Genomic DNA, 23,827 nt, shown 5'->3' with positions numbered 1-23,827 from the left:
AGAACTATTTAATAATATAGAATATGAATTTACGAATCACTCTTTTGGCTTTTCTTTGCCTTTGCGCAACAGCGATCCTTCGTGCCGAACGCGTTGATATGTTGAAAGCGGGTGCAAAAGCAAATGGGAAAGCTCTCAATACAAAGCTGATAAATTCAACGATTGACCGTTTGAATCGTGGAGGCGGAGGTACGCTCTTTTTTCCTGCCGGAACGTATCTGACGGGAAGTATCCATCTGAAAAGTAACATTACACTGGAACTGGAAGCCGGAGCTACCCTGCTTTTTTCAGACAACTTTGATGATTATCTTCCTTTTGTAGAAGTACGTCACGAAGGAGTCATGATGAAAAGTTTCCAGCCGTTAATCTATGCGGTTGATGCGGAAAATATTACTATTAAGGGAGAAGGTACACTGGATGGTCAAGGTAAGAAGTGGTGGATGGAGTTCTTTCGTGTAATGATTGACCTAAAAGATAATGGTATGCGTGATATTAATAAATATCAGCCGATGTGGGATGCTCAGAATGATACGACTGCCATCTATGCAGAGACGAATAAAGATTATGTCAGCACTTTGCAGCGTCGTTTTTTCCGCCCTCCGTTCATTCAGCCTGTTCGTTGCAAGAAGGTGAAGATTGAAGGAGTGAAAATTGTCAATTCTCCTTTCTGGACTGTTAATCCGGAGTTTTGTGATAATGTGACCATCAAAGGGATCACAATAAATAATGTCCCTTCTCCCAACACGGATGGAATCAATCCTGAATCCTGCCGGAATGTACATATCAGTGATTGCCATATTTCTGTAGGCGATGACTGCATTACGATTAAATCCGGAAGAGACGCACAAGCCCGCCGCTTGGGAGTGCCGTGTGAGAATATTACTATTACCAATTGTACGATGCTTGCCGGTCATGGTGGTGTAGTGATCGGCAGTGAAATGAGTGGCAGTGTACGTAAGGTCACAATCTCTAACTGTGTATTTGACGGAACCGACCGTGGTATCCGCATCAAGTCAACCCGTGGAAGGGGAGGAGTCGTAGAGGATATCCGTGTCAGCAATATCGTAATGAGTAACATCAAGCAGGAGGCTGTCGTCTTGAATCTGAAATACAGCCAAATGCCTGCAGAAGCAAAGAGTGAGCGTACTCCGATATTTCGTAATGTTCATATCAGTGGTATGACTGTGACGGATGTAAAGACTCCGATTAAAATAGTAGGACTGGAAGAAGCTCCGATTTCTGACATTGTATTGCGTGACATCCATATTCAGGGAGCCAGACAGAAGTGTATCTTTGAAGATTGTGAACGTATCACTATGGATAACGTAATCATTAACGGTGAAGAAATAAAACTGAAATAAACCTCTTGGAAGGTTACATATTTATAAATATAAGAAAATGAAACGAATCCTTTTCTCATTGCTTCTCGCTGCATCTCTTTCGGCAGAAGCACAGACGCAGACATACGAGACGGAATTTGCCCGTCCCTTGAATGAAGTATTGACAGATATTCAAAATCGTTTCGGAGTCCGTCTGAAATATGATATTGATACGGTAGGAAAGATTTTACCTTATGCTGATTTCCGTATCCGCCCTTATTCTGTAGAAGAATCTTTGACGAATGTGTTGTCACCATTCGATTATAAATTTGTCAGACAGAGCGGTAATCTATATAAGTTGAAGGCTTATGAATATCCTCGTCGTACAGATGCTGACGGAGAAAAAATGCTGGCTTATCTCAATACGCTTTATGCGGATAAGCAGGCTTTTGAACTTCGTGCCGATTCACTGAGAAAAGAGGTCCGTCAACGTTTGGGGATCGATACTTTATTGGCCCAATGTGTAAACTCAACCCCCATTCTATCGAAAATACGGAAGTTTGATGGCTATACTGTGCAGAATTTTGCACTTGAAACACTTCCGGGACTGTATGTTTGCGGGTCTGTTTATACGCCTCAATCGAAAGGGAAACACGCTCTGATTATTTGTCCGAACGGACATTTTGGTGGCGGTCGTTATCGGGAAGATCAGCAGCAGCGTATGGGCACATTAGCTCGTATGGGAGCTGTTTGTGTCGATTATGATTTGTTTGGCTGGGGAGAATCAATTCTCCAGGTGGGAAGTGCGGCGCATCGCAGTAGTGCGGCACATACTATTCAGGCAATGAATGGATTGTTGATTCTCGATTATATGCTTGCTTCCCGTAAAGATATCGATACCAAGCGTATTGGTGCCAACGGTGGTTCCGGTGGTGGAACGCATACTGTACTACTGACAACGTTGGATGACCGTTTTACTGCTTCTGCCCCGGTGGTTAGTCTGGCTTCTCATTTCGATGGTGGTTGTCCTTGTGAAAGCGGTATGCCTATTCAGCTATCGGCAGGAGGTACTTGTAATGCCGAACTGGCTGCAACATTCGCTCCCCGTCCGCAATTAGTGGTTTCTGATGGCGGGGACTGGACAGCAAGTGTTCCTGCACTTGAATTTCCGTATTTGCAGCGTATCTATGGATTCTATGATGCGAAAGACAACGTGACGAACGTTCATCTTCCCAAAGAAAAACATGATTTCGGTCCGAATAAAAGAAATGCAGTCTATGATTTCTTTGCCGAAGTCTTCGATTTAGATAAAAAGATGTTGGATGAGAGTAAAGTAACTATCGAACCGGAGTCTGCCATGTACAGTTTTGGAGAGAAAGGGGAGTTACTACCGGAAAATGCAATTCGTTCGTTCGACAAAGTGGCTGCTTATTTTGATAAGAAGGCTTTTGCCAAATTGAAATCGGATGCTTCTCTTGAAAAGAAAGCAATGGAATGGGTAGCTTCACTCAATCTGGATGATGAAAAGAAATCAGGTTTTGCGGTGACGACTATTTATAATCATCTTCGCCAGGTTCGAGACTGGCATAATGATCATCCATATACGACAATACCTGCGGGTATCAATCCTACAACGGGCAAACCGTTAACTCAGCTCGAACGTGAGATAATAGCAGACTCAGCTATGCCCAAGGAGGTTCATGAAAGACTGATGAAAGGGTTGCGCAGAGTACTGACGGAAGAACAAGTTGAGCAGATTTTAGATAAATATACAGTTGGCAAGGTAGCATTTACCATGAAAGGGTATCAGGAGATTGTTCCTGATATGACGGAGGAAGAAACAGCCTTTATACTTGAACAGCTGAAACTGGCTCGCGAACAAGCTGTTGATTACAAAAGCATGAAACAGATATCTGCTATCTTTAAAGCTTATAAAACGAAGATCGAACTGTATTTCTATGAGCATGGCCGTAACTGGCGCCAAATGTATAAAGACTATGCAGAAAAGCGAAAGGCGGAAAAAGCAAAGGAAAGGAAATAGAGCCTCAAAGATACTTTTTATTAATGCATACTATAAGCAGCAATATCTCTGACATAGAGAGGATTGCTGCTTTTTGCTTCATTTGCTTCTAGAATAATAGAGCTGGTCGGACATCTTTTATTGCGGAAAATGTGTTATATTGTGGACAGCTAATAAAAACGTATATTATATGGATAAGCAAAAAGTAGCATTAGTCCTTTCTATGGGTGGCGCACGTGGTATTGCGCATATTGGAGTTATTGAAGAATTGTTACGTCATAATTTCGAGATAACTTCTATTGCCGGAAGCTCGATGGGAGCGATGGTAGGCGCAATGTATGCTTCGGGAAAGCTGGAGGAATGTAAAGAATGGCTCTATAGCTGGGATAAACGTAAGATGTGGGAACTGGCGGATCTGACATTAAGTCGGGACGGCTTGGTGAAGGGGGATCGTTTTATCAAAGAACTGAAGCAGATTATTCCCGTTATGAATATTGAAGAATTGCCTATACCGTACGTAGCAATGGCTACTGATATTGTTTGCGATCAGGAAGTGAGGTTCGATAGTGGTAATTTGTATGATGCTATCCGTGCTACTATTTCTATACCGATGCTCTTCCGGCCTTTACGGAAAGATGGTATGGTTCTGATTGACGGAGGAATACTGAATCCCCTTCCGCTGAATCAGGTGCATCGTACGGAAGGAGATATTCTGATAGCAGTCGATGTCAATGCTCCGATTGATTGCGGTAAGAAAAAGAAAATGAGTCCTTATAACTTGTTGACAGAATCTTCAAGAATGATGATGCAGCAAATTACCCGTTATCAAATAGAACGTTGTCAGCCGGATATCTTAATTCAGATGTCCGGCAATGCTTATGATATGCTGGAGTTCCATCATGCAGCTTCTATTGTGGAGACGGGAATAGAGATTACACGGGATGCGTTGAATACAGAACTTTATTCCGTATAAATCATCTTTTTCGTCATACCTCCGTCAATGGTTATATTCTCACCATTGATAAAATCATTCTCATCCCGGCAGAGAAATAAACACATACGGGCAATATCTTCCGGTTTGCCCACTCGTCGGGAAGGGTGCTGAGAATGGTCTTCCGGTCGGAGTTGATCATAATCTTGTGTTTGTATCCATCCTGGAGCAATGGAGTTTACTGTGATATTCCATTCGGATAATGATAAAGCTAATGCATGAGTCAGAGAATAGATACCACCTTTGGAAGCTGCATAACCTTCACTTCCCGGTTCACTCATCAAATAACGTGTTGAGCAGATATTAATGATTCTTCCATAAGGATTAGAATCAGACTGTCCCTTACGATGAATGGCAAATAACCGTGAAGTAATAAATACAGGACGAAGATTGACAGAAAGAATCTTGTCGAAATCTTCGACACTTGTTTCTGTAATGGAAGAAAATTTGCTGATACCGACATTGTTGATGAGGATGTCAATGTCCTTCCATTCATCCAATATCTGTTGCATACAGCTTTCAAGTGCTTCTTTATCACTAACGTCAACAGGATGAAATATGGCTCCGGTATCTCTTGCCGTTTGTTGACCGGACACAGCATTAATGTCACAGAAGGCTACTTGATGTCCGTCTTTACAGAATGCTTCTACTATTGCTCTCCCTATGCCTTCCGCTCCGCCTGTCACGAATACTCTTTTTTTCAGGCTGTCCGGTTTTGAAACTATTTCACCTGCTACCTCCGTTTTGACTTGACTGCTGGTAGTCGTTTTCTTTTTCCCATATTTCTGTGCCTGTTTCCAAGCTGCTTTTCTGGCCTCGTATTGCTCTTGTTGTCTTTCTATATAATTATCTGCCATGATTGTTTTACTTTTAAATCTGAGGAACAAAAATAATATATTTATGTGGTCTATGCAATTTATACAGCAATTAGGAGTATTGATAAACCTGTAAACAACAAAATACCGCACTGATACGATCATTGTCAGTGCGGTATAATGATAACAGAGAATCTGTTTTTCTTTTATTCAGCTACTACTTAATCTTTGAGAGATCTATCTCCGTATACTTGATCCGTTGGCGACGCCAGGTATAGATTGCATGTAACTTTCCATCTTTTCCTTGAATAATGCTTGGATAAGAATATTGGCTGATAGGGCTGTCTTCTAATGTGAGAATAGGTTTCCAGTTGATTCCATCTTCTGATATGGCTACGCAGAGAGGAGTACGGGGACCTTTTGGTGTACCTGACAATGTGGAGAAATGATTGTAAATGAGAATGTGACGTCCGTCACTCATTGTCACGGCATCTGTTCCGGAATTGTTGTTCGGAACATTGCTTAATGTCACTTTACTCCATGTTTCACCATTGTCACTGCTCCATGATGTTGCAATCTTTGCATTGCGTGTACGGCAAAGTACCTGCAATCTTCCATCCTTATGCTTTAGGATACTGGGTTGGATGGCAAGAATCGGTTGTGCCCCTTCTCCCTGAATAGCTTCTCCCGCTTCCTGATCATCTACGTTAATACCACCTTTTTTACGGTTCTGAGTCGGGACAGACAGTTCGGCAGGTACCGACTCTGTCGTTTTCCAGGTTTTGCCTTTATCATCCGAATATTCAAAATGAATACGCCATCCCCCTTTGCCCTCTCTGCTTGACGGGCAGATGATGCGACCGTTGATGTATTCCGGTTTGTTCTTGATAGGACCGAGAAATCCTTCCGGCAAGACTTCGCGTTTGCCCCAAGTTTTCCCACCGTCTTTTGAACGAACCAGCCAGCCGGTCCAGTCGCCTACATTTAATCCTATTTTGTAGAACAGAATTAAATCTCCTCCCGGTATCTGGAAAAGTACAGGATTCCAGCAAGCTTTCCGGCGGGCAGTCAGTTTTCCTTTGGCATCCACTACAGGAGTGCAGGTCGAATCTATGCCGGCTAAAGCAGCCTGCGAATCTTTGAGTGAAAAAACTCCGTCGGCAGCCAGCTTGGGAGCCGTCCATTCTTTGGCACCTTTGGGCTTGCGGCAAACCCAGATGCAGCAATCCGGATTACGTTCTTTGGTTCCACCGAAGAAAGAAGCAACGAGGTCACCGTTTTTCAGTTCTACAATGGTCGCCCCGTGACATTCCGGGAAAGAAGCTTTCTCGTATAGAAATTCATCGCTGATGATGGCAGCATTCCGTGTCGGTATATCTACGCTGAAATGATATTTGCCGGAACCTATTTTTTCTTTTCGTCCATCCGGCAGATGTACTTCTCCTGTAGTATTGGCAGGAAGTTCGATATCCCATTCCAAATGCATAGGAGTCTTTTTCCATCGGCTGGTAATCTTTCCGTAGATACTCATATAAGAAGCATCCACATTACTCAATTCCTGAATTTCGAAAGCAGGCTGGAAAACAATATGTTTGTAACCGGATTTCCAACGGTCGGCACGGATACCTGCCAGATTGTTGAAACACCAGGGAAGTAAGTCTCCTAATAACATAACATGATTTCCGCTGTTCATTCCGGGATTTGCCGTGTCACCGTTCCAAAGTTCCCAAATAGTGGTGGCACCTTGTGCTGCCATATATCCCCATGAAGGATATGTATCATTGGTGACCAACAGATAAGCTACATCTGCATGCCCCCGACGACTCAATTCACGCATCAGCCATTGCGTACCGATTACTCCGGTACTGATATGCCCTTTGTTCGTTGTAATAATGGTGGTTACTGCATTCTTTGCTACTTCTTTGATATGCGCTTTGGGCACGAGACCGAAGGCAAGTGGCAGAATATTAGCTGTTACAGTATTATTCCCGTAGAAAACACTATCCGGATACAGAGTATGACCGGGTACAAGTGAAGTACCTTCCTTTATATGCAGGAAATGTGCATTGAATGCATCCTTCATTTTATGTTCCAGGTCTTCCCACTCTTTTGCATCCGCAGTCAATCCCTGAAGACTGGCGAAGCGATGCATCAGTTGCAACACTTTCAGGTAATAGGCGGTAGCGATCAAGGCACCATCCGTTTTGCGGGCAGGATCTTGACTGTGAATCATTTCCAACGATTCGGGTGGAACACACCAGTCTCCATATTTATCTTTGGTGATGATGTAGTCCTTTGTCATATAATACTCACGGATGTGCGATATCCATTTCTTGATAGCCGGATAATTATCTTCTATCGGACGTATGTCTCCATAATTAGTGAAGAGCATATCGCAGACTAAGGGCAGGGTAGCAGGCCATGTGACATTATCCGAATAATAGTTCCAGTAAGCCGGAGCTACATCAGGAATACAGCCGTCTTCGCGCTGTGCTTCGCGGATATCACGTGCCCATTTGTTGTACATGGCATGATTGTCGAAGAACATACTTTCTCCCCAAGAGCCCATTGCATGATCTCCCAGCCAGGGCTGACGTTCGTTACGCTGGGGACAGTCTACCGGCATACCTTTATAGTTACTCCGAATCCCCCAGAATGCATTACGTACAACTTGGTTCAATGTTTTGTCCGAACAGGAAAAAGAGCCTGTATGATCCATCTCATCTTCTACGACTTCCACTACGAAATCCTCGGTTTTGGCATCCGGATATCCGCTGATTTCCACATAACGGAAACCATGATACACAAAACGGGGAGCCCAGGTGGCACCTTGCGGTTCACGTCCGCTAACTACATATATATCCGTACAATGTGCGTCGCGCAGATTTTTCGTGAAGATTTCTCCATCTGATTCCAGACGTTCTGCAAAATGAAGACGAATGCTGTCGCCTGCCTGACCTTTGATGCGGAAACGTACCCATCCTGCCAGATTCTGACCGGTATCCATAATGTATTTGTCACCCATTTTTTGGATAGAAACAGGTTTCAGCGTTTCCGTTACTTTCATCCCCGGCATCATTTGGGCACGAAGTGTACCCGAAGGAATACTGACGCGTTCTGCCGGCATCCATTTTGTATCGTCATAATCTGTCTGCGTCCAGTTTCCCAGTTCTTTGCGGGCGTCATATTCTTCGCCGTCATATTCGTTATTGCTGCGGACAGGACCTTCGGTTGTCAGTTTCCATGAAGTATTCGTCGCGATTGTCTCCTTACTGCCATCAGCATATTCAACGATCAGATTCAGGCGCAGTTTGGGATATCCGAAGGTCGGAATCTTGTATGGCTTGTAATTCTGACGCATGGTATAAAAACGACCATTACCTAAAGTAACACCGATGGCGTTCTCTTGCTGAAGTTGGGAAGTGACATCATATGTGTTATACAAGATTGTCTTCCGGTAATCGGTAGGAGCGGGGGCCAGTACCTGATCACCTATGCGTTGTCCGTTGATGAACAGTTCATACAATCCCATTCCGGCAATGTGCACTGTGGCACGCTTTATTTCTTTCTTCAAGGCAAATTCCTTGCGAAGATAACGGGCTGCCAGGCGGCTCCATTGAGTTTCACTGTCCCCCGGAGCTGCACGGTCCAGACCGATCCACTGACCTTGCCAGTCTGCTTCATTGAATAGTCCCATGCTCCAGAAAGCCGGACTACTCCAATCACTTTCACCTTTATTGGTGTAAACCTTCACCTTCCAGAAGTAGGGAGCATTGCGTTTCAAAGTTTCTCCCTGGTAGGTTATCCATTGGGAAGCATCTGTTTCTACTTTTCCGGAATCCCACATATCTCCTTTCCCTTGTGCCAATAGCTCGGGGGAAGATGCAACAAGAATGTGATACGCGGTTTGCATCACATTCTGTTCGTCCGATTCGATACGCCAACCCAGACGGGGTTGGCGCGTATCGATACCCGACGGATTCTTTAGCTGCTCTGTCCGCAGGTTGGTTACGTCTATGGCTGCACGTATCGGACCTGCTGCAAGAAACAGAACAGATAAGAATGATAATATAAGTATCTTTTTATTCATGAGTGTCAATTTGATAGCAGTCTTTCTTCACATAATCCTTACTACTGTCTACTACAATCAAGACATGATCGTTTCCGCTGCTGTAGCCGCTGTCGTGCTGGAATTTGTGCACACCGTTGTCAAATTCACCGATATATTCCAGTTTACCATCCTTGGTTGTGTACCACCATGCGTTCTTCTTGGCACCGCTGATTTTGCTGAAATCAACTTCCATCGGGCGTCCGGTGTAGTTATATACCATCAGATAGTCATTGCCGCGTGTTGCGATGGCACGGTCATAACGTTCGCCATTCTGTCCGGCGATGACAGACTGATCCGGTACTCGTTCGAAGAATGGGAAGGTCAGCATCAGATTCTTCAGATATTTCATTTGATTGTATCCGGGATCATTCAGAGCATCATACCAAGGCTTTTTAGCACCATAAGCACCGCCTACACCCGGTTTGATAAACTGCATGATGGAGTTATGACCATACGTATGTCCGAAAGAACCGGCAAATACAGACCAGTAAGCGTACCGGCGTACATCATAATCTTTCCAAAGTAATTCGTTCTCATCATGCAGACCGTGCGGTATTTCTTCGTAGATGGGTTCACCGTCTATAACGGGCTTCATCGGTTTCATAGCCATACTGCGTTCTACAAAACGCCAGTTATCTTCTTCCGTATTTTCTTCGATGGGATAATCTCCGTCACCGAAACGTTGTCCATAACGGCGGTGTCCGCTCTGGAACATATTGAAATCCAGCCACGGTGCATTGTTGAACCAAGTAGCAGAAGTCGTTCTGCCACGCGGGTGGAATGTCATCAGATGGTTCTTGTCGATTGCTTTGATGGAGGTTGCCAATGCTTCCCATTCGGCAGTCTTCACATCACCACGGATATCCCCACCGATAAACCAGATAATGTTAGGTTCGTCTTTATAGCGTTCTGCCAGGAACTTGCCGTATGCTTTTGCCTGATCTACATTCATTTCGCCATGACTTACCGGACTTCCCCAGATGCAGACCATGCCGATATAAAGACCTTTCTTTGCTGCGGTACGGATAATGTAATCCATGTGATCCCAATAACCATATACGCCTTTCTGATTGATATTCTTGAAGTTGTAGCCGTCAGTCATGGAATACTGTCCGTAGATATTCATAGACGGGACATTATTCAATGTCTGAACCTGAATCACGTTATATCCGCGGCGTTTGCATTGTTCCAAATAATATTCGGCTTCGTCACGATTCAGACGCTCAGGCAGCAGCCAGCCGGTTTCTCCCAGCCAGAAGAAAGGAGTGCCGTTTTCGTGTTTCAGATAACGTCCTTCTTCAGAAACGACGAGTTTGCCGTTGCTCCATGGGATATACGTCTTTTGTGTTTTCTTTTGTGCTGCGGCAGAAGTTGCCAATGTCAACAGCAGCAATAAGAGAGGAAGAATCTTAAATTTTCTCATTGTACTTTATCGTTTTTGGAGTTCATATCTTTACATTTATTTGTCTGTCATTTTCTCATATTCGATGGCCGCCAGAATAAACGATCCTACTGATTTCGGGTCATTCTCTATAACCGGTTCGCTGATATAATATTCGAATGAACCGTCACGGTATCTTTTGGAGTCTCCGCCCAGTCCGGCTACCGCACAACAATTCGTAATGGTATAGCTACCGTCTTCTTCAAGACGGGTAAATGTCTTGACCATTCCATCAAAAGCTTTGCGGGTAGGTTCGATGTAATCCTTGCTGATATATCCCTTATTGACAGCTTTGGCAAGTGTATAGATAAATAAGGCGGTTGCCGAAGATTCCAGGTAATTTCCTTCACGCGCTCCCTGATCTGTTACCTGATACCAGGTGCCGGACTGAGGGTCCTGATATTTCATTAAAGTTTTTGCCAATCCCTGAAGAATCTGCATTACGCTGTCTCGTCCGGTCGTTTCCTGAGGGAGATAATCCAGTACGTCTACCAAGGCTGCTCCATACCATCCGATACTGCGGCTCCAGAAATTAGGAGAACAACCGGTTTCGGGATTTGCCCATTTCTGTTCGCGGCTTTCATCCCATCCGTGATAGTAAAGTCCTGTGGTGGGGTCGTAAGTTTTGCGTGCTATCAGAAGAATCTGTTTCACAGCTTCATCGTATAGTGCCGGTTCCTGGAAAGTACTGCCGTACTGTACCAAGTAAGGAGAAGCCATGAAGATGCCATCCAGCCACATCTGATGGGGATATCTTAGCTTATGCCAGAATCCTCCTTCACTTGTGCGGGGTTGTTCTGCCATCTGTTTACGTAGGGTATCCATAGCTATTTTATAGCGTTCATCTCCTGATTGTGCATAAAGATCAAAAAGAATCTTGCCGCCATTGACGTTATCAATGTTGAATGAAAGATATTTCATCGTTTTGATATGGCCGTCCGTATCGATCAGACTGTCTGCGTAGATTTTGGCATATTCATAGTAAGTGCTGTCTCCGGTATGTTTCCATTCTTCCAGCATAGACTTTACAACAAGTCCGTGGGTATATCCCCAACGGGGTACTTTTGCTTTTTCAATCATCCAGGGTTCGGGAAAACGTTTCATCTCAGAGCGTGCCATACGTTCGCTCCATTTTTCTGTTTCTGCTTTTTGAGGTGCTGTGCAGGCGATGAAGCAAGCAGCTCCGCAAGCAACAATCAGTTTTAACAAGTTTCTGTTCATATAGGTAGAGTTATTATTTTCCAATCAATATATATTCTTGCCCTGCTTTGGTAGGCAGGTCATACAAGTAAGTCTTTGCAATTTCCACTTTATTTAGGCTGGCTTTTTCATTCACCAATGGCTGGGGAATCGTGGGGACTGCATAGAGAGGGTTCGGGTTCTCTCCTTTGGCACGTTTCAAGCCCTTTCCGTTCAGCGGGTTGAGTGAACGCAGACGGCAGTTACCACCTTTATGAGATTTCACGACCAGGCGATTTACTTTTCCATTCTTCCAGCTTAAATCAAGTTCGAAACCTCCACGGGCAATGATACCTGTGACAGAACCGTCCTTCCAGAGAGTCGGAAGTGCCGGAAGCAGGTAAATAAAGCCATCGTAACTTTGCATCAGCATTTCGGCTATACCTGCAGCACAACCGAAGTTTCCGTCGATTTGGAAAGGTGGGTGAGCATCGAATAGGTTAGGGTAGGTGCCTCCTTTTTTCTTTTCGTTACGTACCAAAGTCAATTGGTCGGTTATCAGTTTGTAGGCATGGTCACCATCAAGGAGGCGTGCCCACAGGCAAACCTTCCATCCCATGCTCCATCCGGTGGACGGATCTCCACGATGAATCAGAGAAGTGCGTGCAGCGTCAAATAGTTCCGGAGTACGGTAAGGGGAAATCTGGTTGCTGGGGAATAATCCATATAGATGGGATACGTGGCGGTGTACATCGTTCGGATCATCCCAGTCGAACATCCATTCCTGCAATTGTCCCCAATGTCCTACCTGCATAGGAGCCATTTCCTTGAGGCGTTGTTCCAGATGAGCGGCAAATTCTTTGTCCGTATCCAAAATTCGGGAGGCTGAAATAATAGCTGTCCAAAGGTCGAATATCAACTGATTGTCCATCGTGCATCCGGCGGCTGTAGTTGCCTTGCCGTCGTTGCCGGAATGTACATTTTCGGGTGAGTTGCTCGGGCAGACTACCAGCCAGTTGTGTACAGGTTCTTTTACCATAATCTCGTCAAAGAACAGTCCGGATCCTTTCAATATCGGATAAACGGAACGCAGGAACTCTGTGTCTCCGGTGTACAGATATCGTTCCCATAGATGACGGCACAACCATGCACCGCCGCTCGGCCACATACCCGAAGGGGCTTTGTCCAGTGCTCCTGTGATACGCCATATATCCGTGTTATGATGTAATACCCATCCGTTGGCTCCATACATGATTCTTGCCGTTTCCTTTCCGCTTTCGCTCACCTCTTTTATCAGCCGGAAAAGTGGCTCGTTCAAGTCGCTTAAATTAGTCACTTCCGATGGCCAATAATTCATTTCCAGATTGATATTACAGGTATATTTGCTATCCCAGGAAGGGAAAAGTTTGTCATTCCAGATACCCTGTAAGTTAGCGGGTTGTCCACCCGGTTGTGACGAACAGATTAACAGATAACGGCCAAACTGGAAGTAAGTGGCAACCAGATGCGCGTCATGTGTGTCCTTAAAATTCTCTACACGCTTGTCGGTTGTCACATTTTTATATTGGTCTTCCCCTAAATCCAGAGATACTCTGGTCAGATATTGACGATAAAATTCGACGTGATTCTTTTTGGCTTCTGCGAATGGATGAACCAGCGCTTCCGACAAATAGCTCTTTGCACGTTCTGTCTGATTGCCTGTGATGTCCAGATAATTATTGAAGTTGGTGGCTATAGACACATAGATTGTGGCTTCGTCAGCTCCTTCTACAGAGAGGACGCCATCGGTACAAGCTATTTTTCCTCCTTGGTTGCGGGCGGTCAGCCTTCCCTGAAATTCTACTTTTCCCTTCAGTCCTTCATGCAAGGAAGACACCCCTGAAAGGGTTACGCAGTTTCCTTCTTCAGAGTTAATCATTGCATCCTGATGAGGGGAGGTGAGCTGTGCGTTGAAGGTAATTTGTCCCGGACGGTTGGCAGTCAGTCGTACCATAACTACCTGATCGGTAAATGAGGTGATCGTTTCACGTTGATATTGCACTCCGTCTACTTCATAACGGACGATGGCACGTGCCGAGTCCAGACTCAGTTCCCGATAATAATCGGAATAGCGGGTATGTCCGGGGAAGGCAATTCTCAGGTCGCCGAAACTCTGATAAGGCATTCCCGAATTTGTTTTTGCCATCACTTTCTCCGTAGCGAGCGTTTGTGCTTCCAGATATTTTCCGGCAAAAATAAGTTCACGTACCTTCGGAATATACTCCAGTGCGTTCGGGTTTGCGTTGTTGTTGGGGCGTCCTGCCCAAATGGTTTCTTCGTTTAGTTGTATTTGTTCTATTCCCGGCGTTCCATATACCATTGCCCCCAGACGCCCGTTTCCCAAGGGTAAAGCTTCGGTCCATACCTGTGCGGGACGGTCATACCATAGCTTATATTCCTGTGCAGATACTTTTTTCTCCTGCGCATGAATACATCCTGCAGAGACCATTACAAACAGATATCCGATTAATCTCTTTTTATTCATTTTCATCTAATCGCTTTTATACTTTTATAGGAGGACGATTAAAAAGGAATTTTGTACCCAATATACAGACAATAAGAAGCAGGGATAATCAAAAGTTATCGGGTATAAAAAAAATGAACTTCAATATCTGCTCAAAAAGGTCTTACTTTGCATACGTAAGAGCACTAGGAAGAAGTTATTTCCTGAGTGTGGATTTATTTCTTTAATCTAAAAAACAGATAATTGAAAATGTATAATTTAATCGTTAGACCGTTATTATTTCTCATTGATCCTGAAAAAGTACATCGAATGCTCTTGAACTGGTTAAAAATCTATCGTTATCTGCTTCCGGTTCGTGCCTGCGTAAGAGGACACTATCAAGTGGACGAACCTTTTTCATACGGAAGCCTGCGATTCAAAAACCGGATAGGCTTGTCTGCCGGATTCGATAAAAATGCGGAAACATTTGATGAGTTGGCAGATTTTGGTTTCGGATTTCTGGAAGTGGGGACTGTAACTCCTGATTATCAGCCGGGAAATCCTTCTCCCCGTATCTTCAGACTGGTAGAAGACGAATCACTGATCTCACGTACAGGGTTCAATAATTGCGGTGTCGATGTAGCTCTGGAGCATATCAGAAAATACAGAAAACATTCTTACAGGCTCGGAGTAAATATCAATAAGAATCCGCTTTCTGCCGGTGAGCAAATCATCAAAGATTTTGAGTTGGTTTTCACTCGCTTATATGAAAGTGTAGATTATTTTACGCTGAACTGGGGTAGTATAGATAAAGAATCATTTGCTAAAGTTTTAGAAAACCTCACAACATTTCGTCAGGCAGTGAACAAACGGTGCAGTATTTTCATTAAGCTCCCGGCGGATATCGATGAGAAGGCATTGGATCTGGTCATTTCCCTTGCATATAAATATTCCATAGAAGGCTTTATAGCTACGGGGCCGACGATGGACCGCTCAGAATTGCATCATACAAAAACAAAACAGTTGGAAAAGATCGGTAACGGTGGCGTCAGTGGTCGGGGTATCGGAAAGAAATCGCAGAAGGTAGTGCGTTATCTGTCCGGGCACACCGACCACCACTTTCTGATTATCGGGGCAGGAGGAATAATGACAGCAGAGGATGCAGCTGATATGATTTCCCAAGGGGCCGATATGATACAGATTTATTCGGCATTTATCTATTCTGGTCCGTCTGTTGTTCATAAAATAGGGAAGAAACTTAAACATTAATCGATATGAAGAAATTAATTTGTATTAGCTTGTATGAGGACTTATCCATGACGACCTATGATTTGTCGGAAGTGGACAATGTCGAACTGATTGGAATCGTAGAAAATGCTTCCGAAGGAACTTTATTTGTTTTTACTTGTGACAGGCCCAATGGAAGCAGTGTTATTATGTGTCCCGGAGGTGGATTTCTGAAGACTAATCTGGAGAATGAAGGCATTGATTTTGCCGAATGGTTTACGAAGCTGGGAATTACATATATCGTCTTTAAATATAGAATGCCTCGTGGTAATCCTGATGTTCCCGAACAAGATATCCGGTTGGCATTGAAGGTTGTGCGAGAAAAGTTTCCAGAGTTTTGTGATAAACTGGGAGTGATGGGGGCTTCTATCGGAGGATATCTGGCAACTTTTTCAGCTACGCTTTTACCTGATGATGAGAAGCCGGATTTTCAGATATTGATGTATCCGGTAGTCAGTGTCGATGATCGTTTGACACATTTTCCTTGTCGTGAACGAATGTTTGGTCATTCCTATTCACCGGATAAAATGGAGCAGTATTCACCGATTGAGCATATTACTTGCGGTACACCTGCCGCTTTCATTGTAGCAGCTGCAGATGATGCTGTGGTAAGCCCTCTGAATGGTATTATGTATGCTGCCAGACTACAGAAAGCAGATATCCCCATTTCTCTGCACATCTATCCTGCGGGAGGACATGGATTCGGTTATAATGATAGTTTTGTGTATAAGCAAGAGTGGCTTCAGGAGCTTGGAGAATGGTTGGCAAAATTGTAATTCTTTTCTTGTAATTCGAAATATACTTCCTATATTTGTCATTAGAATATTTAATGAAAAGAAATTATGAGAAATTCAAAGGTTACATCTATGTTGGTAGTGCTGATGTTTTTGTTGGTCACAGGAATACAGGCGCAGACCGTTACTCCCAGTAAGAAATATATCACAAAAGAACTGAATAACGTAAGCAACTTCAGTTCAATCAGAGTATTAGGCAGTCCTGATGTTGAGTATCGTCAGAGTAATGGTTCTAAAACGACAGTTTCTATATACGGTTCGGATAATTTGGTAGACTTGTTGGAAGTTTCTACAGTAAATGGAGTATTGCAGGTGAATATCAAAAAAGGTGTCAAGATTCTTAGTGGAGAGCGTCGTTTGAAAGTGATAGCTTCTTCCCCTTCATTGAATCAGGTAGATATTAAAGGTTCGGCAGATGTATATCTGAAAGGTACAATCAAAGGGAATGACTTGAATTTGAATATAGCCGGTTCCGGAGATATCGAAGCGGAGAATCTGCAATATGCTAATATATTTGCTTTGGTAAAAGGAAGCGGGGACATTGATTTGAAAAATGTGAAAGCGACTACTGTGATGTCAGAAGTTAATGGTTCCGGTGATATCAATATGAAAGGTTCTGCACAGAAGGCGACACTGACAGTAAATGGTTCCGGAGATATTAGTGCTGAAAAACTGGCTGCAACTAATGTCGTTGCTACAGTTGCCGGTTCGGGTGATATAGTATGCTACGCTTCCAGACAGTTGGATGCAAGAGTTAGTGGTAGCGGTGATATTGAATATAAAGGAAGTCCTTCAGTTGTAAATAAGCAGGGGAAGAAAAATTCAATTACCGGTAAGTAAGATACGAATCTTATTTTTTATAGAAAGCGGGCAAATATGTTATTTATCACATATTTGCCCGCTTTTATTTAGACATTCATAGATCTCTTATTGAAGTATATACAATGACTATATGTTAAAAATATAGTTAGCCAAGATACAATTAACTTGCAGATCTGTTTTATTTATATGGGCTTATCTGTATTTTCTGATATTGCACATTATGAAATATTATTCAATTAAGTCAAGTAGTATATGAATTTAGATGAAGTTTTAAACTATCGTCGCTCTGTACGGGTATATGATAAAGAAAAGGAAATAGATACAGAGAAAGTAAAGCATTGCCTGGAATTGGCAACTTTGGCTCCCAATAGTTCTGATATGCAACTATGGGAGTTTTATCACATCACACAGCCTGAATTGATGGCAAAGGTATCAAGAGCTTGTCTTGATCAAAAAGCAACTTCCACGGCTTCGCAGATTGTTGTTTTCGTCACACGTCGTGACTTGTATCGGAAGCGGGCGAAATTTGTTCTTGATTTCGAGACAGGAAATATACGGCGGAATAGTCCTATAGACAGGCAGGAGAAACGTATTAAAGACAGAAAACTGTACTATGGGATATTGATGCCGTTTGTTTATGCCCGTTTCTGCGGTATCTTAGGACTTTTCAGAGTACTACTTGCTAATATTATCAGCATTTTCCGCCCTATGATGCTCGAAGTATCTGAAGGTGATGTGCGTGTGGTGGTACATAAATCCTGTGCACTTGCTGCTCAGACATTTATGATTGCTATGGCGAACGAAGGATATGATACCTGCCCCTTGGAAGGCTTGGATAGCCGACGACTCAAAAGGTTGCTTAAGTTGCCTCATGGTGCTGAAATAAATATGGTAGTTTCTTGTGGAATCCGGAATGGAAATAAAGGAATTTGGGGAGAACGGTGCAGGGTACCGTTTGAGGAAGTTTATCGTAAGATTTGATGGCACGGACGCAGTAGTAAAAACGCCTAAATATATATATGTATTCGAATTCAAACTGAATGGGACTGCCGAGCAGGCTTTGCAGCAGATTGATGAAAAAGGCTATCTGATTCCTTATCAGACAGACGGACGTGAAGTCGTGAAAGTAGGAGTGGAGTTCAGCGCGGAGAAAAGGAATATTGGACGATGGTTGCTTTAACCAGATAACAATTAATATTAAAGTGAATCCTATTAGATGATCAGATGTGCGGAGATATGCTTGGCATATCTCCGTTTTAATTGACATAATCCGCCGGAGTAAAGGGATGAATGATGCTTACCGACGTGATTTAATCGTTTTTTAATAAATGAAATTTATTTTTTCCTGATTATACAAATAGTACAAAAGAATCTTCTTGTCTGGCCTTGTTTTTTATATTCCGCAACATTTCATCCTTTGTGTCATAGTATTAGTCACCTTCGAAACATTTATTGTTTGTATCCGACATGGATGGAGTTTGGCTAGTCCCCAAATATACGGATATTTGTGAAGTGAGATTTCACTATCAAAAGTATTGGTCCTTTCGGACCGGCCGCCTGTGAAGGTAGCTCTATTGTTTGTTTTGTTTGTGTTTGGTGCATCTTTTTTCAAGCGAGAAAGAAGATGCACTATTTATATCTATCTACCCTGACTAGCGGATATTGAATGAAAATTTGCCTATGAAACAGATAAAGCATACATTTGAAGAAAAAAAAGAAGATGGGCGGGAAAGCATCAATGTGGAACTTATGGCACGGCTGTCACAAATGGAGTGAAGGCTGCCGCCACTGCTATGTATATCGTACGGATGGCAAATATGGAAAAGACAGTTCGGTGGTGACAAAGACGGAAAAGTTCGGTTTGCCTTTACAGAAGAAAAAAAATGGAGAATATAAGATACCCTCGGGAAATCTGGTATATACCTGTTTTACCTCTGATTTTCTGATTGAAGATGCGGATGAATGGCGTGCCGAAGCATGGGAAATGATGCGGATACGGCAGGACCTTCATTTTATGTTTATAACTAAGCGGATAGAAAGGCTGCAACAGTGCCTGCCACCGGATTGGGGAGATGGATACAACAATGTGACGATTTGTTGTACAATGGAGAATCAGGACAGAGTCGATTATCGCTTACCTATTTATAAAGAAAGTCCTATTAAACATAAAATTATTATCTGTGAACCTCTTCTTAGTCAGATTGATTTCAGAGGAGAATTGGAAGGATGGGTAGAGCAGGTAGTGGCAGGAGGAGAGTCCGGTAAGGAAGCCCGCGTTTGCAATTATGACTGGGTGTTGGACATCCGCCGTCAATGTGTGGAAGCTCATGTCAGTTTCTGGTTCAAGCAGACAGGAAGTTATCTGTTGAAAGACGGACATGAGTATAAAGTCGCCCGACAGTTCCAGCACTCACAGGCGAGGAAAGCGGAACTGAATTATACTCCCGAAAAATAACGAAAGAACAAATAGGAATAAAGGAATGCGAAGGCTGTCGGACAGCTTTCGCATTCCTTTATTGAGTACAAAATATGGATAATCACGTCTCTCCTTAAAGAGATAGTGTGTAAATTTAAAAAATATCCATATTAAATGAAACAGATAAAGCTGTTATTTCTTTTAGCTTCCGCCTCCGTCACGGGAGCATTTGCGCAAAGCAATGGGCTGACGGATATGAGTCAGAGCCGTTATGCAAAAATGGCAAATACCGGAATAGATGCCGTACACTGGACGAATGGATTCTGGGGAGAGCGTTTTAATGTATTTAGCGGAACTTCCTTGCAGAGTATGTGGAATACATGGAACACGCCGGAAGTTTCTCATGGTTTCCGTAATTTTGAGATTGCTGCCGGTGTATGCAAGGGAGAACATTGGGGACCTCCGTTCCACGATGGAGATATGTACAAGTGGATGGAAGGAGTCGCTTCTGTGTATGCTGTCAATAAAGATCCGGAACTGGACAAGTTAATGGACAACTTTATTGCTTGTGTCGTAAAAGCCCAGCGTGCAGATGGTTATATACATACACCGGTTGTTATAGAAGAGCTGAATAAGGGAATAGACAGCCATACGCAGGCTGACTCCCAACAACAGACAGTGATTGGTACGAAAGTAGGCTCTGAGGACGAAAAAGGTGCATTTGCCAATCGGTTGAATTTTGAAACGTATAACTTGGGACACCTGATGATGGCAGGTATCGTTCACCACCGTGCTACCGGAAAAACAACTCTTTTTGATGCTGCCGTGAAAGCTACGGATTTCCTTTGTCACTTCTATGAAACAGCTTCCGCCGAGTTGGCGCGCAATGCAATTTGCCCTTCACACTATATGGGAGTGGTGGAGATGTATCGTGCTACAGGAAATCCCCGTTATCTGGAACTTTCAAAAAACCTGATTGACATTCGCGGTATGGTAGAAAGCGGCACGGATGATAATCAGGACCGTATCCCTTTCCGTGACCAATATCGTGCAATGGGACATGCCGTACGTGCCAATTACCTGTATGCAGGCGTGGCAGATGTGTATGCGGAGACGGGGGAACAACAACTGATGAAGAATCTGACTAGTATCTGGAACGATATTGTCACCCGAAAGATGTACGTGACCGGAGCTTGCGGTGCTTTGTATGACGGCACCTCACCGGATGGAACGTGCTATGAACCGGATAGCATTCAGAAAGTGCATCAGAGCTACGGTCGTCCGTATCAGTTGCCGAACAGTACGGCACATAACGAAACTTGTGCCAACATTGGTAATATGCTGTTCAACTGGCGCATGCTGGAAGTGACGGGAGATGCCAAGTATGCGGAGCTTGTGGAAACTTGCCTTTATAATAGTGTATTGAGTGGCATAAGCCTGGATGGAAAGAAGTATTTCTATACGAATCCTCTTCGTATCAGTGCCGATCTGCCTTATACACTCCGTTGGCCGAAAGAACGGACGGAATATATCAGTTGTTTCTGTTGTCCGCCCAATACATTGCGTACGCTTTGTCAGGCGCAGAATTATGCTTATACATTGAGTCCGGAAGGGATTTATTGCAACCTGTACGGTGCAAATACATTGACTACAAACTGGAAAGATAAGGGGGAACTTGCTTTGGTGCAGGAAACGGACTATCCTTGGGAAGGTAATATACGTGTAACGCTGGACAAAGTGCCCCGTAAAGCAGGTGCTTTCTCCCTCTTCTTCCGTATTCCCGAATGGTGTGGGAAAGCTGCGTTGATAGTGAACGGTCAACCGGTGTCCATGAATGCCAAGGCAAATACCTATGCGGAAGTGAACCGTACATGGAAGAAAGGAGATGTGGTAGAACTGGTCATGGATATGCCTGTTTGTCTGCTCGAAGCCCATCCGTTGGCAGAAGAAATCCGTAACCAGGTGGTAGTGAAACGTGGCCCGTTGGTTTACTGTCTGGAGAGTATGGACATTGCAAATGGAGAAAAGATCGATAACATCTTGATTCCTGCCGACATAAAGCTGACTCCGAAGAAAACGACGATTGAAGGCAGTTCGATAGTAGCCCTGGAAGGGAAAGCACGTCTGGCATCGTCTGAGTCTTGGGAAGGCGTGCTTTATCGTCCGGTTGCCCAAGCAGAGAAAACAGTGGATATTCGTCTGATTCCTTATTATGCATGGGGAAACAGAGGTAAAGGAGAGATGACAGTCTGGATGCCGCTTGCAAGATAACCCATTGTACAAAAGAAAAATGAAAAAGTTATTAGTAACAACTATATGCCTGTTGGGTGCACATCTGCTGTCAGCAGGCGAAATTTGGATTTCGCCGCAGGGGAATGATTTCAATGACGGCACACGTCCATCTCCGAAAGCGACGTTGACTTCTGCTTTGCGTCAGGCACGCGAATGGCGCCGGACAGATGATGAACGGGGGCGGGGAGGAATTACGATCTGCATGGAAGGCGGTACATATGCACTCTATGAACCGGTGTTTATTCGTCCGGAAGACAGCGGGACGGAGGATTCTCCCACGGTGATCCGTCCGGTAGCTGATGAAAAAGTGGTATTGAGTGGCGGCATCCGGATCGGTGGATGGAAGAAGCAGGGAAAACTTTGGGTAGCGGATGTGCCCATGTTCAACGGGCGGCCATTGGATTTCCGTCAGTTATGGGTGAATGGGAAGAAAGCTGTCCGTGCCCGTGATGTAGAGGATTTTGAGAAGATGAACCGCATTTGCAGTGTGGACGAAAAGAATGAGATTCTTTATGTTCCTGCGGTTGCCATACGCAGACTGGTAGACGGAAAAGGGGCTTTGAAGGCCAAATATGCAGAGATAGTATTGCATCAAATGTGGTGTGTGGCCAATCTTCGTATTCGTTCTGTCGAACTGGCTGGAGACAGTGCCGCAATACGTTTTCATCAGCCGGAGAGTCGGATTCAGTTTGAGCATCCCTGGCCGCGTCCGATGGTAACGACAGATGGGCATAATTCTGCTTTTTATCTGACGAATGCCCGTGAACTATTGGATGTAGCGGGAGAATGGTATCACGACATAGATGCCCGTAAGGTCTATTATTATCCTCGGGAAGGAGAGAAGATGCAGGATGCCGGCACGGAAGTGATAGTGCCGGCCATAGAGACATTGGTACAAGTAAAAGGGACCATCGACCGTCCTGTTTCACATATCCGTTTTGAGAAAATCACGTTCTCTCATACGACTTGGATGCGTCCGTCTGAGAAAGGCCATGTTCCTCTTCAGGCAGGAATGTATCTGACAGACGGTTATCGTATTGACCCGAAAATGGAACGGGACTATCTGAATCATCCCTTGGATAATCAAGGATGGCTGGGACGTCCTGCCGCAGCTGTAAGCGTGGCTACTGCCAATCAGATCGACTTTGAGCGCTGTCGGTTCGAGCATTTAGGCTCAACCGGGCTGGATTATGAAGAAGCCGTGCAGGGCGGTGTCGTTCGTGGCTGTCTTTTCCGTGATATTGCGGGGAACGGACTGGTGGTCGGCAGTTTCTCTCCGGCTGCCCATGAAACACATTTGCCTTACGACCCTGCCGACCTTCGGGAAGTATGCGCGCATCAACAAATCAGTAATTGCTACTTTACCGAAGTGGGTAACGAAGATTGGGGATGTCTTGCAATCCTTGCGGGCTATGTGAAAGATATTAATATAGAACACAATGAAATCTGCGAAGTTCCTTATAGCGGCATCAGCCTTGGCTGGGGCTGGACGCAGACAGTGAACTGTATGCGTAACAACAGAGTGCACGCAAATCTGATTCATCACTATGCAAAGCATATGTACGACGTAGCCGGAATTTATACACTGGGCTCGCAGCCGAAAAGTTATGTAACTGAGAATTGCGTACATAGCATTTATAAGCCAGGTTACGTACACGATCCCAATCATTGGTTTTATCTCTATACGGACGAAGGCTCTTCTTTTATCACTGTACGCGATAACTGGACGGAAGGGGAGAAGTATCTGCAAAATGCGAACGGTCCCGGAAATGTATGGGAGAACAATGGTCCGCAGGTAGATACAGTCATTCGTGAACGTGCAGGATTGGAAGCCGAATATAGGGACTTGAAGAAATAA

The 23,827-nt window shown here is 44.1% G+C and carries 15 protein-coding genes and 1 pseudogene; 11 read left to right on the top strand and 5 right to left on the bottom strand.

Translation table 11 applies throughout. The features are described 5' to 3' along the window. Window positions 1-23: 23 nt before the first annotated feature. From KTR07_RS11095 to KTR07_RS11085, 3 genes are all read left to right on the top strand, one after another. Complete coding sequence (locus KTR07_RS11095) at window positions 24-1,361, top strand: glycoside hydrolase family 28 protein (protein ID WP_055217737.1); 1,338 nt, start codon at window positions 24-26, stop codon at window positions 1,359-1,361. Window positions 1,362-1,398: 37 nt separating this feature from the next. Further along, window positions 1,399-3,360: a DUF3826 domain-containing protein gene (locus KTR07_RS11090; RefSeq protein ID WP_055217740.1), complete on the top strand. Its 1,962-nt coding sequence runs from the start codon at window positions 1,399-1,401 to the stop codon at window positions 3,358-3,360. Window positions 3,361-3,529: 169 nt separating this feature from the next. Further along, entirely contained in the window at window positions 3,530-4,312 is a 783-nt protein-coding gene (locus tag KTR07_RS11085; RefSeq protein WP_055217742.1) for a patatin-like phospholipase family protein, read from the top strand. Here the strand turns inward: KTR07_RS11085 and KTR07_RS11080 are convergent. The 5 genes from KTR07_RS11080 to KTR07_RS11060 form a co-directional block, all read right to left on the bottom strand. Then, window positions 4,300-5,187 carry an SDR family NAD(P)-dependent oxidoreductase gene (locus KTR07_RS11080; RefSeq protein WP_055217745.1) on the bottom strand — a complete coding sequence of 296 codons (888 nt, stop codon included), beginning with the start codon at window positions 5,185-5,187 and terminating at the stop codon, window positions 4,300-4,302. The genes KTR07_RS11085 and KTR07_RS11080 overlap by 13 nt on opposite strands. Window positions 5,188-5,362: 175 nt before the next feature. After that, entirely contained in the window at window positions 5,363-9,235 is a 3,873-nt protein-coding gene (locus tag KTR07_RS11075; protein ID WP_113748511.1) for a family 78 glycoside hydrolase catalytic domain, read from the bottom strand. Continuing rightward, on the bottom strand, window positions 9,228-10,679 hold the full coding sequence (locus KTR07_RS11070; protein ID WP_011107572.1) for a glycoside hydrolase family 140 protein: 1,452 nt from the start codon (window positions 10,677-10,679) through the stop codon (window positions 9,228-9,230). The genes KTR07_RS11075 and KTR07_RS11070 overlap by 8 nt, the downstream gene beginning before the upstream one ends. 36 nt (window positions 10,680-10,715) lie before the next feature. Beyond that, entirely contained in the window at window positions 10,716-11,918 is a 1,203-nt protein-coding gene (locus KTR07_RS11065; RefSeq protein ID WP_011107571.1) for a glycoside hydrolase family 88 protein, read from the bottom strand. A gap of 13 nt (window positions 11,919-11,931) precedes the next feature. Next, entirely contained in the window at window positions 11,932-14,400 is a 2,469-nt protein-coding gene (locus KTR07_RS11060; protein WP_181981938.1) for a glycoside hydrolase N-terminal domain-containing protein, read from the bottom strand. Between the two features lie 228 nt (window positions 14,401-14,628). On the opposite strand from KTR07_RS11060, the gene KTR07_RS11055 reads away from it, so the two are divergent. From KTR07_RS11055 to KTR07_RS11020, 8 genes and pseudogenes are all read left to right on the top strand, one after another. Further along, on the top strand, window positions 14,629-15,627 hold the full coding sequence (locus KTR07_RS11055; RefSeq protein ID WP_008765799.1) for a quinone-dependent dihydroorotate dehydrogenase: 999 nt from the start codon (window positions 14,629-14,631) through the stop codon (window positions 15,625-15,627). Between the two features lie 5 nt (window positions 15,628-15,632). Continuing rightward, the gene (locus KTR07_RS11050; RefSeq protein ID WP_008765798.1) at window positions 15,633-16,421 is read left to right on the top strand and encodes an alpha/beta hydrolase; all 789 of its coding nucleotides are present in this window, start codon (window positions 15,633-15,635) and stop codon (window positions 16,419-16,421) included. Between the two features lie 66 nt (window positions 16,422-16,487). Next, window positions 16,488-17,279: a head GIN domain-containing protein gene (locus tag KTR07_RS11045; RefSeq protein WP_008765797.1), complete on the top strand. Its 792-nt coding sequence runs from the start codon at window positions 16,488-16,490 to the stop codon at window positions 17,277-17,279. Between the two features lie 234 nt (window positions 17,280-17,513). After that, window positions 17,514-18,242, top strand: a complete 729-nt coding sequence (locus tag KTR07_RS11040; protein ID WP_008761650.1) for a nitroreductase family protein — start codon at window positions 17,514-17,516, stop codon at window positions 18,240-18,242. A gap of 7 nt (window positions 18,243-18,249) precedes the next feature. Beyond that, window positions 18,250-18,441, top strand: a pseudogene (locus KTR07_RS11035) (PD-(D/E)XK nuclease domain-containing protein); the annotation flags it as partial. A 540-nt stretch (window positions 18,442-18,981) separates the two neighbouring features. After that, window positions 18,982-19,716, top strand: a complete 735-nt coding sequence (locus KTR07_RS11030) for a DUF5131 family protein (protein WP_008765796.1) — start codon at window positions 18,982-18,984, stop codon at window positions 19,714-19,716. A 135-nt stretch (window positions 19,717-19,851) separates the two neighbouring features. Continuing rightward, entirely contained in the window at window positions 19,852-21,948 is a 2,097-nt protein-coding gene (locus tag KTR07_RS11025) for a glycoside hydrolase family 127 protein (protein WP_008765795.1), read from the top strand. A 19-nt stretch (window positions 21,949-21,967) separates the two neighbouring features. Next, on the top strand, window positions 21,968-23,827 hold the full coding sequence (locus KTR07_RS11020; RefSeq protein WP_008765794.1) for a right-handed parallel beta-helix repeat-containing protein: 1,860 nt from the start codon (window positions 21,968-21,970) through the stop codon (window positions 23,825-23,827).

Source organism: Bacteroides sp. MSK.20.82, assembly GCF_019052485.1.
Lineage (GTDB): Bacteria > Bacteroidota > Bacteroidia > Bacteroidales > Bacteroidaceae > Bacteroides > Bacteroides thetaiotaomicron.
Note: the sequence above shows the minus strand (reverse complement) of the source record. Positions and strands in the feature narration are given on the sequence as shown.

Coding starts and splice junctions, on each gene's coding strand:
- KTR07_RS11095 (WP_055217737.1), top strand. CDS start 24: ATGAATTTACGAATCACTCTTTTGGCTTTTCTTTGCCTTTGCGCAACA.
- KTR07_RS11090 (WP_055217740.1), top strand. CDS start 1,399: ATGAAACGAATCCTTTTCTCATTGCTTCTCGCTGCATCTCTTTCGGCA.
- KTR07_RS11085 (WP_055217742.1), top strand. CDS start 3,530: ATGGATAAGCAAAAAGTAGCATTAGTCCTTTCTATGGGTGGCGCACGT.
- KTR07_RS11080 (WP_055217745.1), bottom strand. CDS start 5,187: ATGGCAGATAATTATATAGAAAGACAACAAGAGCAATACGAGGCCAGA.
- KTR07_RS11075 (WP_113748511.1), bottom strand. CDS start 9,235: ATGAATAAAAAGATACTTATATTATCATTCTTATCTGTTCTGTTTCTT.
- KTR07_RS11070 (WP_011107572.1), bottom strand. CDS start 10,679: ATGAGAAAATTTAAGATTCTTCCTCTCTTATTGCTGCTGTTGACATTG.
- KTR07_RS11065 (WP_011107571.1), bottom strand. CDS start 11,918: ATGAACAGAAACTTGTTAAAACTGATTGTTGCTTGCGGAGCTGCTTGC.
- KTR07_RS11060 (WP_181981938.1), bottom strand. CDS start 14,400: ATGAATAAAAAGAGATTAATCGGATATCTGTTTGTAATGGTCTCTGCA.
- KTR07_RS11055 (WP_008765799.1), top strand. CDS start 14,629: ATGTATAATTTAATCGTTAGACCGTTATTATTTCTCATTGATCCTGAA.
- KTR07_RS11050 (WP_008765798.1), top strand. CDS start 15,633: ATGAAGAAATTAATTTGTATTAGCTTGTATGAGGACTTATCCATGACG.
- KTR07_RS11045 (WP_008765797.1), top strand. CDS start 16,488: ATGAGAAATTCAAAGGTTACATCTATGTTGGTAGTGCTGATGTTTTTG.
- KTR07_RS11040 (WP_008761650.1), top strand. CDS start 17,514: ATGAATTTAGATGAAGTTTTAAACTATCGTCGCTCTGTACGGGTATAT.
- KTR07_RS11030 (WP_008765796.1), top strand. CDS start 18,982: ATGGGCGGGAAAGCATCAATGTGGAACTTATGGCACGGCTGTCACAAA.
- KTR07_RS11025 (WP_008765795.1), top strand. CDS start 19,852: ATGAAACAGATAAAGCTGTTATTTCTTTTAGCTTCCGCCTCCGTCACG.
- KTR07_RS11020 (WP_008765794.1), top strand. CDS start 21,968: ATGAAAAAGTTATTAGTAACAACTATATGCCTGTTGGGTGCACATCTG.